The 15,431-nt window shown below is 43.3% G+C and carries 14 protein-coding genes and 1 tRNA gene; 9 read left to right on the forward strand and 6 right to left on the reverse strand.

Features of this window, described 5'->3' with window-relative positions:
• Positions 1-107 precede the first annotated feature (107 nt).
• On the reverse strand, positions 108-545 hold the full coding sequence (locus WAE59_RS08045; RefSeq protein ID WP_337855438.1) for a hypothetical protein: 438 nt from the start codon (positions 543-545) through the stop codon (positions 108-110).
• Between the two features lie 185 nt (positions 546-730).
• Here WAE59_RS08045 and WAE59_RS08050 point away from each other — a divergent pair, with 185 nt between their 5' ends.
• The 7 genes from WAE59_RS08050 (at position 731) to WAE59_RS08080 (ending at position 8,112) form a co-directional block, all read left to right on the forward strand.
• On the forward strand, positions 731-1,039 hold the full coding sequence (locus WAE59_RS08050; protein ID WP_337855439.1) for a hypothetical protein: 309 nt from the start codon (positions 731-733) through the stop codon (positions 1,037-1,039).
• A 97-nt stretch (positions 1,040-1,136) separates the two neighbouring features.
• Positions 1,137-1,210, forward strand: a tRNA-Ala gene (locus WAE59_RS08055).
• Between the two features lie 331 nt (positions 1,211-1,541).
• Positions 1,542-1,733: a hypothetical protein gene (locus WAE59_RS08060; protein WP_337855440.1), complete on the forward strand. Its 192-nt coding sequence runs from the start codon at positions 1,542-1,544 to the stop codon at positions 1,731-1,733.
• A 325-nt stretch (positions 1,734-2,058) separates the two neighbouring features.
• Positions 2,059-3,843, forward strand: coding sequence for a tetratricopeptide repeat-containing sensor histidine kinase (locus WAE59_RS08065; RefSeq protein WP_337855441.1), 1,785 nt, complete (start codon positions 2,059-2,061; stop codon positions 3,841-3,843).
• Between the two features lie 6 nt (positions 3,844-3,849).
• The gene (locus WAE59_RS08070) at positions 3,850-4,590 is read left to right on the forward strand and encodes a LytR/AlgR family response regulator transcription factor (protein WP_337855442.1); all 741 of its coding nucleotides are present in this window, start codon (positions 3,850-3,852) and stop codon (positions 4,588-4,590) included.
• Between the two features lie 20 nt (positions 4,591-4,610).
• Positions 4,611-6,812, forward strand: coding sequence for a peptidase domain-containing ABC transporter (locus tag WAE59_RS08075; protein WP_337855443.1), 2,202 nt, complete (start codon positions 4,611-4,613; stop codon positions 6,810-6,812).
• A complete protein-coding gene (locus WAE59_RS08080) occupies positions 6,802-8,112 on the forward strand; it encodes an HlyD family efflux transporter periplasmic adaptor subunit (protein ID WP_337855444.1) in 1,311 nt (436 codons plus the stop codon). The genes WAE59_RS08075 and WAE59_RS08080 overlap by 11 nt, the downstream gene beginning before the upstream one ends.
• 61 nt (positions 8,113-8,173) lie before the next feature.
• On the opposite strand, the gene WAE59_RS08085 is transcribed toward WAE59_RS08080, so the two are convergent.
• Positions 8,174-8,395 (reverse strand): hypothetical protein, encoded by a 222-nt coding sequence (locus tag WAE59_RS08085; RefSeq protein ID WP_337855445.1) that lies wholly within the window; start codon positions 8,393-8,395, stop codon positions 8,174-8,176.
• 264 nt (positions 8,396-8,659) lie between these two features.
• On the opposite strand from WAE59_RS08085, the gene WAE59_RS08090 reads away from it, so the two are divergent.
• Entirely contained in the window at positions 8,660-9,403 is a 744-nt protein-coding gene (locus tag WAE59_RS08090; RefSeq protein ID WP_337855446.1) for a dienelactone hydrolase family protein, read from the forward strand.
• 98 nt (positions 9,404-9,501) lie between these two features.
• Here the strand turns inward: WAE59_RS08090 and WAE59_RS08095 are convergent, their stop codons facing one another.
• The 4 genes from WAE59_RS08095 to WAE59_RS08110 all read right to left on the reverse strand — a co-directional run bounded on the left by WAE59_RS08095 (position 9,502) and on the right by WAE59_RS08110 (position 14,867).
• The gene (locus tag WAE59_RS08095; protein ID WP_337855447.1) at positions 9,502-10,068 is read right to left on the reverse strand and encodes a DUF4256 domain-containing protein; all 567 of its coding nucleotides are present in this window, start codon (positions 10,066-10,068) and stop codon (positions 9,502-9,504) included.
• A 279-nt stretch (positions 10,069-10,347) separates the two neighbouring features.
• Positions 10,348-12,978, reverse strand: coding sequence for an alpha-L-arabinofuranosidase C-terminal domain-containing protein (locus WAE59_RS08100; RefSeq protein ID WP_337855448.1), 2,631 nt, complete (start codon positions 12,976-12,978; stop codon positions 10,348-10,350).
• Positions 12,954-14,015, reverse strand: coding sequence for a glycoside hydrolase family 43 protein (locus WAE59_RS08105; protein ID WP_337855449.1), 1,062 nt, complete (start codon positions 14,013-14,015; stop codon positions 12,954-12,956). The genes WAE59_RS08100 and WAE59_RS08105 overlap by 25 nt, the downstream gene beginning before the upstream one ends.
• 114 nt (positions 14,016-14,129) lie before the next feature.
• A complete protein-coding gene (locus WAE59_RS08110; RefSeq protein ID WP_337855450.1) occupies positions 14,130-14,867 on the reverse strand; it encodes an Ig-like domain-containing protein in 738 nt (245 codons plus the stop codon).
• Between the two features lie 81 nt (positions 14,868-14,948).
• On the opposite strand from WAE59_RS08110, the gene WAE59_RS08115 reads away from it, so the two are divergent.
• A complete protein-coding gene (locus tag WAE59_RS08115; protein WP_337855451.1) occupies positions 14,949-15,350 on the forward strand; it encodes an iron chaperone in 402 nt (133 codons plus the stop codon).
• The last annotated feature ends 81 nt before the right edge of the window (positions 15,351-15,431 follow it).

Below are 15,431 nucleotides of genomic sequence, written 5' to 3' on the forward strand. Positions count from 1 at the left end.
GTATTGATTGGGAGCAAATATATTACTCCCAATCTATTTTTGCTTACGACAAGTTTACGACATATTTACGACATCGGCGTCTACGGTGTCCTGAACGTGGTTTTTTATCAGTCTTGCCTACGCATTAAATCTTTCAGGCGACTTAGTCTGTATTCATTTTTTGTGAGGTCGTTGCCAATGTCGCTAAGCAATGTGGTCAATTGCATCTCACTGGAGATCTCTACCAAGGTCTTGAAGATACTCAAGATCTGTGTTTTCTCGTCCTGAAATAACTTCAGTACACCCTTTGTAAAGGCCAGTCTGTTGTTGTTTTTTAAAGTATTGTGCAGCACTGTGTCAAATTTGATGGAGATAGGACCGGAGGTGATGATGTACACAATGTCGGAAATTCCTATAGGCATCGAGCTGAGAACATAAGCTTCATAAGTCACTTTATTCCTGGAAGAACCGGCAAAATAATCTTCTAAGTCGCTGTAGTCCTTCAACACGGTTGTTGCCCTTGTCAACTCGCCCAATAGCGAATTGTAATATTCTTCGTAGTTCATAAAAAAAAATTGCTGTAAATGCTAAAGGTAACTTAATTACGCCCCAATCTGGCATATATGAGTTTTTACTTGATTCTGAATCGTCAAAAGGATTAATGGTGCTCAATTCAGTTAATTTATGTTAAATGTTGAGCGGAAATTTGTCTGTATTGATTTTTTTTATTCTTTTCAGGAAAAGAAATGATATGACTAAGAATCTTCTGATACTCCTGCTGATGATTGTCGCATTTGGCTGTAAAAAAAACAGTGATGATGACACTAAACTTTATAAGTGGAAAAGAGATTTGTACAGGGCCCGGGTACAAAGAGATGAGCCGGCAGTTTTTTTTTCAAGAGATCCAAAGGTTACAGGGAATACGGACGCGGTTTATTTGAGTACAGATTATGTTATTTTAACAGAATACAGGAAAGATAAGCAACAAGACAGCATATATAAGGCCAGCGGAAGAATGCAGGCCTACAAATATGAAAAAATAGAAAGTTTTGAGGAATAGTGCTTTCGCATACTATTTCAACATTTAATTTGCAGGGTTTCTAAAATTGTTTACTTTTGCCCCACTCCGGTAATCCTAGGGTTGCCGATAGCCACAGGGGGGATTAGCTCAGCTGGCTAGAGCGCTTGCCTGGCAGGCAAGAGGTCAGCGGTTCGACTCCGCTATTCTCCACTGAAAAAAGCCTTTCAACAATGTTGGAAGGCTTTTTTTGTATACGTCATGCTCTTATCCCAATTAAAACATGCTCTTGTGCGAAAAACGTGCGAAAATATCATCGCCACATGAAATTCCCACGGTGCGGTCAAAATAGAACGCTATATAAAGAGGACATAAAAACGATTGTTATTCAATTTAGCCGCCATAATAAATTTATCGAAAATAAGATCAGGTGATGATATTAGGTCGAATCGGACGAATAGTTACCCAACTTAGGCGAATATGGATCCGTAAAAAAGCTGGTCTGAAATATGATTATCTTAGAATACATCAAAAAAATATCCATATGAAAAATTTAGAAATGTTAAAAGAAAAAGCAACCATCCTTTCTAACGAAGAGATGAATGGTGTGCAAGGTGGTATGAAATGGACCAATGACAGAAGCGGCAATGTATACGATGTCAGGTATTTGGATGGTTGGCTGAAACGCCAGAGAACGCTTTCTGCTAACGTGATTTTATTCGGATACGAGAGATAGTGCCTTTCTAGCTTTCCGGCATTATTGCAATCGCGTAAATTGAGCAATCTCTCTCTCCTGTACGACTATCCGTGTATTTCGGGTAGTCGTGCATGTTAATGGTGTTGGGTTAATGTAATTTTAGGAAAAAGCTATTTTTGTGGGCCGGACGAAATTGACCTGCCGGCAGATTTAAGATCAAATGAACAATAGAAGATTACTGTATACGAAGCATTGGTACGCCATAATTATCTGGTGTTTGTGTTTTATCATATGGCAGGGGTGCCAACCCAAACCTGAGTCCACAAAACAGCTGGAAAGTGATGTCATACCCGACACTGCGGTCATGAACGCCATCCGCCGTAAACCCATTCAATCTGAAAAAACATGGTCTGCAGCGACCGACAAACTCTTACGGCAATATGAACAGCAGGCCAATTATAAAAGTAACTTCTATTACTGTGCGCTTAAGGTTTTTAAAGGAGTAGACAGAAAAACAGATTCAGCGATCAATATTGCAGAATTCAAGATCGCTAAAGATCGTGTCGAGGAATGGTGTCTGCAGCAATTTTTGATATTAAGGGAGAAAACGCAATATGCAGATATCAATACGGCTGGGCTGCTGGCAGATTTCATCAAGGGGAGAAATGAGGCGGAGCGGCTAAATTCTGCCTTTTTATACCTGTATGAAGATAAACTGGCCATGATCTATTACAGAAATGGCGACCCTGAAAGTTCCCTCAGGTATATGGAGCAATTCAAAGCACACTATCCCTATGCCGCACATCTACGTTTTAAGCAGATGTATTATGATATCCGTTTTATGCTGGCGTTAAAAATGGAAAACAAAGCCGATAGCAAGCGGTACCTGGATAGCTGTAAAACGCTGGCTTTTGCGCTCAAAGATACGCTTGCGATCATGAGATCGGAGGAGTTTGAAGCCCAGTGGCTCCTGGAAACCGGTCAGTTTGCTAAAGCTGTAGAAAAGCAACGGGCGTATTTCAATTACCTGAGAAGTCAGGATCGGCTGGAATTTGATTTGTTCAATAATATGGCAATGGTGTTCATTAAAAACAAACAACCAGACTCAGCGATAGCTTATTTGGAGGCCGGAATAAAGTGGGAAAATGCAAAAGCGAAAAAAAGTGTGGACCGTACCCGGCTTTACGAAAATTTGAGTGAGGCCTATGCCCTCAAAAAAGACTATCAAAAGGCATATGAGGCAAAGGAAAAGCAGTTCGACGCGTACAAGGTAGGTACTGAACTCATGCAAAAGGAGGCTATCGCGGAAATTGAACAAAAATACGAAGCAAAAAAGAAAGATCAGTTCATAAAGACATTGAAGAGCAACAATGCATTGAATGAAAAACTCTTGATACAACAGCGCTGGATCTTTGCGATCCTCATCTTATTTGCAGTATTTATTTTAATTGTATCCCTGAAAGCGAGCAAGCAAAAGCTGTTAAAGGTTGAAAATGATAAGCTTTTGATACAGAACAAACAGCTCTTACTGGAACAGAAATTCCGTCAGAACCAATTGAACCCTCACTTTATCTACAACGCAATCTCTAATCTGCAGGGGCTCATCAGCGACAACAAAAAGACGGAAGCAAATCAATATCTGGTGCGGATGACCAGGGTCATCAGGGACATGCTCGAATTGAACAGGCATGACTTTATTACCCTGGACCAGGAGGTGAAAAATCTCGAGAACTATATTGCACTCCAGCAGATGCGCTATAACGATGCCTTTGACATCAGGATTGAAACGGGAGAACTGGATTTGGACAATATCCTGATTCCACCAATGCTTGTGCAGCCTTTTGTGGAGAATGCTATTGAACATGGTCTCAAAAACATCAGCCGTAAGGGTATTTTGGAAATATTCGTTTCGGAAAAAAACAATTCATTACATATCGAGGTCATTGATAATGGCGCCGGACTTCAAAAAGGCAAGCAAATGAATAGAAAGAAAGAATCAATATCCCAGCAGATCACGAAAGAAAGGATAGAGCTGTTATTTGGTAATGAGGACAAGCGTGCCGGAATGAGCATACAACCGAATCATAATCCGGATGGCAGCGGCTACAAAGTCGAAATATACATTCCAATGATGCTGAACTTTGATTAACAGAGCATGCTGAAAATATACATTTTGGAAGACGAGTTGAACATCGTCCGGTACCTATGGTCCATCCTGGAAAACATTCCTTATGTCACGCTATTGGGGCACTCCACCGAAATTGGAAAAGGCAGGTCCGACATTGAGCAGATGATGCCTGATGTAATCCTTTCGGATATACAGTTAAAAGATGGACTGAGCCTTGAATTGCTGGCCAGTCTGAATCTTGATGTCAATATCATATTCATTACGGCTTATGACCAGTATGCCATAGAGGCACTCAATCTGGGGGCTATCGGGTACCTGGTCAAACCCATAGAACCGGTACAGCTCACAGAGATCATGGAAAAATGCTACCGCAGGTCCAACGATTTCAAATTCAACCAGACGCAGCTTCAGATCGCTGAACACCACATTAAGCATCCTTCAAAAGCTCGGAAGATTGCCCTGAAAACATTTGAATTTACGCAGATCGTCGATGTCGACGATATCCTGTATTGTTTCAGCGACAAGGGCTATACTACCTTTTTCCTGAAGGAAGGTGTAAGCCTGATGGTATCCAAAGTCATCAAACATTACGAAGCAATGCTGGCCGATACCCAATTTATCCGATGCCATCAGTCTTACCTGATCAATTCTCTTTACATCCACAAATATTACAAAGACGGGCAGATAGAAATGAAGGATGGCAAAATGATCCCGGTATCCAGTCGCAAGCGGGAAACGATCATACAGTTTATAGATGGATTGTGCTGATAAAATGAAATACATAAGCAATGCGTAAATTTCCTTCCTATATACAGCCAGACTCAAAGGACTGTGGTCCCACCTGCCTCCGGATAATCAGTAAATATTACGGGAAGGTGATCTCTTTGCAAAGTCTCCGCAACCTGACCGAAACTACACGGGAAGGCTCAAGATTGATGGGACTGAGCCGGGCAGCCGAATCGATAGGATTCAAAACGCTTTCCGTAAAGGTCGATTTTAAGACGCTTTTCGAGGATGCTCCTATGCCATGTATTCTCTTTTGGATGAACCAGCATTATGTGGTGTTGTACAAGATCGAAAAGCGTGGGGGTGACTATAAAATATACATTTCTGACCCAAGCTTTGGTCTGCTGACATACAATAAGCAGGAGTTTATCGATTGCTGGATCGGTAAAGGGGCTCATGAAGATACAAGAGAAGGTATTGTACTGTTATTGGAAACCACGCCTGGCTTTCAGGAGCAGGAGGATCAGTCGGAAAAAAAATATTCCATCTTCAATTATTTGCGGCACTACCTTGCCAAGTACAAAAAATTTGTACTGCAACTGACCATTGGTTTGCTTGGTGGAAGTCTACTGGCACTGGTTTTCCCTTTTTTGACACAAAGTATCGTGGATATCGGGATTCAAAACCAGGACCTGCAGTTCATTTACCTGGTGCTCTTTGCGCAGGTCATGCTGTATTTGGGACAAACGGGTATTGAAGTCATACGCGCCTGGATTTTGCTGCACCTCTCATCGAGGATCAATATCTCGATCGTGTCGGATTTTTTCATCAAACTGATGCGCTTGCCCATACGCTATTTTGATACGCGGGTTACGGCAGATATCATGCAGCGTATTTCCGATCACTCCCGCATCGAACAGTTACTCACTACCAATTCGCTTCAGACGCTGTTCTCACTAATTAATTTTTTAGTCTTCGGTGCGGTATTGCTGTTTTACGACTATAAGTTGTTTTTGATCTTCTTTATCGGGGCACTGTTTTATGTCGGATGGATTCTTTTTTTTCTTAGAAAAAGAAGAGAGCTGGACTATAAACAATTTTCCCAACTGGCCGAGGAACAGGGGCAGGTTATGGAACTCATCAACGGCATGCAGGAGATCAAAGTGAACAATGCCGAAAACTACAAAAGATGGCAGTGGGAGGGTACGCAGATCAAAGTATTCCGCATCAAGATCAAAGCGCTCAAATTGGAGCAGGTACAGACCATAGGTGGAAATGTCATTAGCCAGCTCAAAGATATATTCATCAGTTTTGCTGCGGCAAGTCTGGTCATTGACGGTCAGCTCACCTTAGGGATGATGTTGTCTGTGCAATATATCATAGGCCAGCTGAATGCACCGCTTATCCAGCTCGTCAACTTCATCCGCCAGTCCCAGGATGCAAAAATAGCACTGGAAAGGCTGAATGAAATCCATGAAAAAGACGACGAAGAAAGTCTGGATGGTGATCTTTTAACTGAAATTCCTGCAGGTGATATCCAGCTAACCGATGTATCTTTTCGTTATGTAGGTGCTGAACTACCTGTATTCGAACACTTAAATGTGTCGATTCCACATCAAAAAACAACGGCTATCGTAGGAGCCAGTGGGAGTGGAAAGACGACACTACTTAAGCTTTTGACGAAATTTTACGATGCCGACAGCGGTACCATCAGGATCGGGTCTGCAGATTTAAAACACCTTTCGGTCCATACCTGGAGGAAAAACTTTGGCGTGGTGATGCAGGATGGATATATCTTTAATGAGAGCGTGGCCAACAATATTGCCTTCGGAGAAGATTTCGTGGATAGAAGCAAACTCAGACAGGCTGTTGAGCTTGCCGATATCAAGGATTTTATTGAATCCCTACCGCTAAGTTACAATACAAAAATCGGGTATGAGGGGATGGGCTTGAGCGGCGGTCAGCGTCAGCGCATGCTGATCGCCAGGGCGATCTATAAATCGCCGGGCTTTGTGTTTTTCGACGAGGCGACCAGTGCACTGGATGCCAATACCGAGAAAAAAATTACGGATAACCTGAACCAATTTTTAACAGGAAAGACTGCTGTGATCATCGCGCACCGACTTTCTACAGTTAAGAATGCCGATAAAATAATCGTTTTGGAAAAAGGTAAAGTGGTAGAGGAAGGCACGCACGATGCACTGGTAGCAAAAAAAGGGGAATACTACCGTTTGGTAAAAAATCAATTGGAACTTGGAAACTAGAAGAAATAAATTGGATCAGATTAATCTGCGTTCTGAGCAGGTCAATGAAGTCTTGGAAAATCCCCCGCACTGGCTGATCCGCTGGGGCAGTACGGTCATTTGTCTGATCGTCCTGATGTTGTTTTTCCTGGCTTGCATCATCAAATATCCGGAATTTGTTGACGCGCCCATTGTGATCACTTCGCTGAATCCACCGGAAAAATTAGAAGCCACGGTCAATTCCAAGATCGAAAAGATATTTGTGCAGGACCAATCTGAAGTTAAAAAGGATCAGGTTATACTGTTGCTGGAATCCAATGCGGATTACAAAGATGTGATGCAGCTCAAAAGACTTGTAGATACCCTGACTCCGGATCGGATGCGGAACTTCCCGGTCAATGTGGCCGCCGCTTTTAAGTTAGGTGAAATACAGGAAGACTACACTGCCTTTGCAAAGGCGATACAGGAGGAACTGCTTTTCTCCACTTTGAAGCCCTATGATGCGGAAGGAGTCATGGCTGGCCGCAACATACGTGATTATGAAAATAGGGTGGTGATCATGAAACAACAATATAGATTGGAAGAAGATAAACTTCAATTGACAGAAAATAACTATAAGCGTTCGGAGCATTTGAAATCCCGGGGAGTGATCTCAACCCTCGAGCTTGAAAATGAAAAAATGAAATTATTGGAGCAAAGGAAGAATTTCAAAAATGTTCAATTGTCGCTGGCGCAGATGGAAGAAAGCATCCTTGGTTTTAAAAATCAGATCAATAAAGGGCAAATTAACAAATCTAAAGACCGGACAACCTTTGCAACAGGAAGTATGCTGATGCTTGAAAGACTACGCAAGTCTATTCGCCAGTGGGAAAGGGCTTATGTGATAAAATCGGACATCAACGGGAGGGTTAGCTATTTAAAGTTTCTAAGTCCTAACCAGTTTGTTAAGGCAGGGACAACATTGCTGAGCATCCTGCCTGACAACAGGAACAAGATCATCGGTCAAATGCATATCGCTGCACAAAATCAGGGAAAAATAAAACCTGATCAAAATGTACTGATCAAGCTGGACAATTACAGGTACCAGGAATTTGGAATGGCAAGAGGTGTAGTAAAATCCTTATCCTTTACGCCGGATGAAGATGGTAAATACTATTTGGAAGTAGTGCTCCCGGCCGGATTAAAAACGTCCTACGGGAAGGTGATTTCATTTGATAAAGAACTGACAGGGCAGGCATCTATCGTGACCGAAAAAATGAGTCTGGCCGAAAGGATCATGAATCAGTTGAGGAGCGTATTGAGGTATCAAAATAACGGTTAGTCATCAAATTATGTTCTGTCGACTGTTGATCCGGTCGACAGAACATATAAATTATAGCATCCTATAAATAGCTGCTCGTGTACACCCAGTTATGCTCCGGTAAAATATAAGTAGATGCATAGTGGGTCCCTGCTAAATACCAATGGAAAGTACCACCAGTCTCGCCGCCCTGTACAGGCTCGAACGTAAATGTAATAGGACCTAGAGGATTGAAGCCGCCGGCTACACCCTGCTCTTCGCTTTTCTCCAAAGCGAATTTCGATAGATTGTCAATTGATTTCATAGATTTAAATTTTACTGAATTTAACAACTATTGATTATAGCTTTTTTCCTTATGGATATTAGCTTGGTGGCAGTCTATATTTGAACGTCCCTGATTAATTTATGACTGAATTCCGGTATATCGCGGAATTTGGTAATTTGTTAAAGCATACCGTTAAAAAAATCTGAAGCCAATAGCATTTTTTGACAAACAAAAACGGATATTTATTCGTCCTATAGAAGTCAAACAACAGTAAAATAACATTCAAAAAAATAGCGTAATTCTATGAAACACCTCATCCTTACTGCGATCATGCTCAGTGCCGGACTTGGCGCTTCGGCCCAAAACCTGAAGACTGTAGACTATTCAGACGGCGCACAAAAATTAAAAGGACTGGTTACCGCCAATTCGGGAAAGAAATTGCCGGGCGTGCTGATCCTGCCTGCATGGAAAGGTGCGGATGAAGAAGCTAAAACAGCTGCCCTGGATTTGGAAAAACAAGGTTATATCGCCTTTGTAGCCGATATATATGGAGAAGGTAACAGCCCTGCAGACAATGCGTCGGCCTCAAAGCTAGCCGGTCAGTATAAACAAGACTATAAAGCCTATCAGCACCGCATTGCACTCGCCCTGGAGCAGCTAAAAAAAGCTGGTGCCTTGCCAGAAAAACTGGCGGTAATCGGCTATTGTTTCGGTGGTACCGGTGCTTTGGAAACTGCAAGAGCAGGTTTACCGGTACAAGGAGTGGTGTGTATACATGGCGGACTTGCGAAGGCAGCTGACCGCCCCAATGGTCCTTTACCTACTAAAATTCTTGTCGAACATCCTGCTGATGATGCAGGTGTTAAGCCCGAAGACCTTACTGCCCTGGTGGCAGAAATGAACGAAGCGAAGGCCGACTGGCAGATCCTTACCTATGCGCACAGTAAGCATACCTTTACTGATCCTAAATCTGCAGATTACAATCCGGTAATGGCCAAACGCGCCTGGCAACATACCTTATTGTTCCTGAAAGAAGTACTGAAATAAATTGAACCATTTGTCACAAGCTTTCCAGGTATTGGTGGCTAAATATTCCGATCGCCCGGGCTTGGCCGAGCGCTTGTGGAAAGCTGCTATGTTCAGCCTTAAACCTTTAACGAAGCCCGGAACGCCCTGGCAGCATAATAAGATTCTGCACCGTTGTGGTAAACGAAGACCTTGTTGTAGCGACGGTCCGCAAAGATGGCGCCTCCGAGTTTTCGGATTTCTGCAGGTGTTTCTATCCAGCTTGAGGTCTTGGTATCGAAATTTCCCAAGTCCTGTAAGTAGCGGTATTGTGCTTCAGTTAAGATAGCCACACCCATATCTGAAGCCATATTGATGGCGCTGTCCTTCGGCTTGTGTTCTTTTCTGGCCTCCAAAGCCTGATGATCGTAGCAAATGCTCCTTCGTCCTTTCGGACTTTCGGCTGCACAGTCGAAGAAAGTATACTCGTCTGCTTTTTGATCATAGGCAACTACGTCGGGTTCACCTCCGGTACTTTCCATATCATCCAGAGACCAGAGCTTACTGGGGCTGGCTTCCAGTTTGGCTTGTACTTTTACCCATTCCATCCCTGTGTGGCGGTTCATATTTTGCTCAAAACGATTTTTCAGGATTTTAAGCAATTCTTCGGCTTGTGCTGCTGAGAGCTGTTTTGTATTTTGATTCATCTCTTTTCTTTTGTCTTTTGTAAACCTTCAGGACATTGACACAGGAAATTTAAGAATAATAGCATTGCCGGCACAATTTTTCTTCCATCTCACGCTTAGGATGATTCATGAGCCAATTCTGCATTGCAGGGACTTTGTCATCAATATATTCTCCAGGTCAATTCTCCTTCGTATCCGCCAGGCTTTCAAGCGGAGCAGATACGAAGGAGATATTCATTTAAACCGTAGTAGAGATCCAGCACCATGCAATCCACAGGTTGCCCGCATAAAGATCCTGAATTACCTGGCTTTAAACCTCAACACCGTAAAGGAATAGGCTGGCAGCTCCAACTTACTTTGGGCATCCAGTTGAATTTTGCTCCTTACTGGCAGGGCATTTTTATCCTCAGGATTTCCGGATAATACAGTTCGGTCTGCACTAGTACCGGCGATAGCCAGCGAAGCGAGGTCGAGGTTTGAATTTACTGCAATTGGAAGCATATTAACCAATTTAATAATCAGCTCATTGCTTTTGCTGTCTTTAACCATTGAACAGGCAATTCGTTTTCGTATGGCTTCCTGGTTATCCGAAAGACCTACCGCTGAAGGAATGTATTGGTCGCCGGCATTCTGCCCATATAATTGCTGTACAAAATAGCCTATGGTTGGCCTCATCTCACTATTGGTAAAGTAAATCAGGTCCGGATTCCATTGGGTGTGACCTTCTTTTGCCAGAAGGGGAGCGTAGGAAGCCATGCTTACCACATCGCCATTGCGCTCCAGTGAGGTAAGGTATAAGGCTTCTGATAGTGAAGTCTCGAGGTTGGTCTTTTTTCCTCCTGGCAGACTTGCCGCATATTCACCCAGGTATACTTTGGATTTGTTCCGGTCGTATCGGTCGTAGAAATCCTGATTGTGGATAAACCATCCCGGTGACTGGTAATAATGCTCGTCGATGATGGGTACTTTCAGCTCAGAGGCAATCCGCCATCCGGCTTCGTAATCGCTGCCTTCAAAAAATGGACCTGCAGTGCCAATGATGGTAATCTCCGGATGGGCTTTCTGAACAGCTTTATAGATCATGGCAAAGCGTTCTTCAAATACTTCTGAGATGAGGTCTTCGTTGCCTATACCAATGTATTTCAGATTGAATGGTTTGGGGTGACCGGCTTCCGCGCGTTTTTTACCCCATTTGGTATTGATGCCGCCATTGGCGTATTCTATAAGATCAATAATGTCCTGGATATATTCGTCCATTTCAGACAAAGGAATTCCACCCTGCTGGCCACCTCCGCCGGTGTGTGAATTTTGACAGGGTACGCCAGCCGCCACTACGGGAACAGGCTGTGCACCAATGTCTTCACAAAATTGAAAATATTCGTAATACCCCAGTCCCATAGTCTGGTGGTATCCCCAAAGGTTACGGTCAGGTTTGCGCGATTCTAATGGGCCAATGGAATTTTTCCAGTTGTAGATGTTGTCGATGCCATCACCATGTGCAAGACAGCCTCCGGGAAAGCGGACAAAGCGAGGTTTAATTTCGGCAATAGCCTTAGCGAGATCTGCCCTGAGCCCATTTTTTCGGTTGTTGAACGTATTTTTTGGGAAGAGGGAAACCATATCGACGCCAAGTCGGCCGGAATTGCCAATTTGAATTTCCAGTCGGGCATCTGTTGCATCAGATTTGGCGATGAGCGCAAGCTGTACCTGTTTCCAGTTTGCAGATCCGGCAGCGGTTTTTGAATTTGCGATAACTCCTTGTTTCTCGCTAACTAAGCGGATTTCCAGGGGTATGTTTTTTCCCTCAAGGAGTTTCAAAAATGCAGTAAATAGGTAGGTTTCGCCTTTTTTTACCGCAATACCGTCGAATCCCGTGTTAGACAACACTGCTCCGGCCTGAGCAAGGTCAAGCAGTGCATAATTTTGATTATTGGGGTGTACAGGTGAGACCGTATCGATTTTCATGCTGGCTTTTTCACCTTTGAGTGTCCAGGCGTAGCTGCTGTTCCAGTTTTTATCGCCGAAACCCCGTTCACTGGGGTGATATTCAAAATCGCGGTTTTGTATGAGTTCAGCATACAGTCCGCCATCTGCGGCATAGTTAATGTCCTCGAAAAATATGCCGGTGAGCATCGTGCTGATTGCTTTAGATTGTGCAGGCTGGAAAGAGATTTTTGCATCCAGGTTTTTCAGGTTGGCAAATCGAAGTGGGTCTTCTTTTGCTACCTCTCTATTTTGCCTTGCCTTATAATCCTGTAACTCATAAGCCTTTTGTAATCCGGAAAATACAGACCAGGGTAGGCGATGTACCTGGCCGTTTGTATTGCCGTTAAGGACTACTACCACATTATGGTCCCGATAGGCCGAAGCTGAAACTTCTGAAACAGGTCCGTAAGTGCTGAGGTCCCTGGTTCTGGTCTGGAAATATTTGCCTGCAGCATCGGCATAGGTTATGGTGTATTCATTGGTAGTACTGTTGTAACTGATCACAGGCCGTAGTACATTTTTACCTTTATCTACGTAGGGGTAGCTCTGCGGTGTCCAGCTGACGAGGTCTTTTGATGTGGCGGTCGCAAACTGGTGGGTATAGTCATTCAGGCTCCAAATGCAAACCCAGAGACCATCTTTGCCACGGATGAGTGAAGGACTGATCATTTTCTTTTCGCTTCCCCAGCGGCCGTAATCAGATTTGAGATAGGTATAATCATTCCCGATAGGTTTCCAGTTCTGGCGGTCGAGGCTCCACGCAAAGCGAAGACCATTTACGTTATAAGCAAGGAGGTATGCTGAATCTGGTTCGTTTTTAAATTTCTTGTTGAGGGCAAAGCCATTTGCTGCGGTCAGGAGCAAAAGTAAGCCAATTGTTAGACTGAGTTTTTTATTCATGATGCTGTTGAGCGTTTGGGTTAGAATTTGAGGTTGAGTTTCCATTTACTGGCCAGTTTTTGTGCCTCCTTTTTCGTCAGGTGGATCACTGCACAATGTTTAGGGGAAGAGAAGTTGGTTGATTTCATCACTCCTTCATTAAAGCGGCCCAGATTTGTAAAATTGGCGAAATCTGATGTTTCGCTAAAGCCGAAGTTATGAGGGTCGATGCGGTAGATGTCATAGATGAGCACCCATTTATCTTCTCCAATGCGTTTATAGATGGTTGGGGCTTCGCAGCCTACTTTTTCAGGATCGTACCAGCGTTCGTCGTACTGGTAGTCTTTATTGATGGACGAAGATACGGCCTGTTTGATGCCTGCAGTACCGTCATGTGGTACGTAAAACATGTGGAATTTGTCGCCCACCCGGGTAATGTCCGCATCGATATAAGACACATCTTTTGGATATTCAAAGAGCAGTTTCGGTACACTTTCCATAGCGCTGAAATCCTTGTTCATGTAAGCGTAGTAGAGCTTGTTCTTACCATTGCCAAAACGCATGGTAAAATAGATCATCATTTTTTTCGCTTTTTCATCATAGATGATCTCGGGCGCCCAGGCGCAACCGATGTCCGCCAGTTCAGGAAAGGCTTTGTCGACACGCAGTACCTGGTGCGACCAATGGATGAGGTCGCGGCTTTTCATCAATACAAGGCCATTGTTGTTTCCCCAGCCGTAAGCTTTGCCGTCGCGGTCCCATTCGGTGCCGCGGTAACCGGCTTGCTGTCCATAAATGTGCAGATCGGTAAGGGCCATATAGAACATGCCATCAGGACCGCGGTAAATATAAGGATCGCGGATGCCTTTTTGCTCAGCAATAGTATCTCCGGCGATGACCGGTTTTGCATGATTGATGTCTGTAAAGCTATAGCCGTCCTTACTTAAAGCCATATACAGGCCGTGGGTATCATCTTTGAAATAGACCATCAGGTAAGCGGCCATTCCTTTGTCTGGATTTTTTTTTGTTTTGCGTTGGGCTGTACTGCCAAAAGAAAGCAGGAGATAGAGGATTAAAATCCCAGACCGTTTAAAGACATTCATATGTGTGTTATTTGGTTACGGTCACTAAAATAAATAATAAACGTTAAAATAACGTTTATTATTTATTTTTTTAATCTTTCTCTAACCAATGAGGTCTTTAAATCCGGGTTGTTATCAGCGTGCTTTTAATTTTTGAATACTTTCAATGCGGTTTTTCATCATCGAGCTGATAGATGATTTTGCATTCGTTGTATTTGGGATAAAGACTGCGTGGTAGCCAAGATCCGCATGGTATCCCAGACCCACCAGCACTGTATTGCTGGAGAAGACCAGGACATCATCTTCGGTGATGCCTTCATAAGTGTACCGTTCGGCAAGAAAAGTAGCGGATTCTTTGAGCAGGGCTTGTGTGGAACCGAGGAATAAGATTGTAGAAGTCAGCTTATCCGCTTCAAATAAATAAACCACACCTCTGAAATTTGAATTTTCAGGAAGATATTCGATCCCTGTTGCGATTTCTGCGCTAATTGTGCGGGTTTCTTTACTTTTGACAGTAGCCTTACTTGATCCGAATACGGTATAAGGTTCCCTGCAAAGGTTGCTGTAAGGATTGATGGTAACCTCTGAAGTAAGTGTTGTGCCGTTTCCGCTGGCCTTGATGGTTGTTTTTCCAATTTTACGGCCGGAAAACAGACCTGCAGCACTGATGACCCCTACCGTAGGATCTGAGGAAGTCCAGCTGAAGCCAGTTGCATCGATGTTGTCTCCATCCTGTTTAATCATAAACTGATGTTCCCCGTCAAAATTGAGTGCAAGGTTTGTCTGATTGATGAGATACTCCGGAGTATCTTTTTTACAACTGTACAGCATGGTGCTGAAAAGCAGGAGTAGCGTTAATAGATTTTTTTTCATTTTGTGTTTGAGATTTTATCGCAATATACAGTTATATTGGAAGTACAAATAAAGTTTGACGTAATTTAATTGAGATATAAGGTGAATACAGACATTAAAGATATCGACGGATACATCGCCACTTTCCCGGAAGCGGTGCAACTGAAATTGCAGGCCATTCGTGAAGCAATCGGAAAAGCGGCGCCAGATGCAGAAGAAGCCATCAAATATGCAATGCCCACTTTTGTATTGAACGGAAACCTGGTACATTTTGCAGGCTATAAGAAACACATCGGGTTTTATCCCGCGCCAGCGGGAATCGTAGCTTTCGATGCTGAGCTGGCCGGTTATAAATGTTCAAAGGGCGCCATACAGTTTCCACTGGACCGACCGATACCTTTAGTGCTCGTTCAAAAGATCGTGAAATTCAGGGCAGCACAAAACCTGGGGAAAGAAATGTTTAAAAAAGAAAAAGCCCCTTCTAAAAAGCAGACAAAAGAATGATGCTTGTCATTAATTCGGTATTGAAAAATTTATATCTTTGTTTTTGACTTAAAATGTTACCGTTCAATCCTAAACATTACG

It is taken from the genome of Pedobacter sp. GR22-6, assembly GCF_037402555.1.
Classification (GTDB): domain Bacteria; phylum Bacteroidota; class Bacteroidia; order Sphingobacteriales; family Sphingobacteriaceae; genus Pedobacter.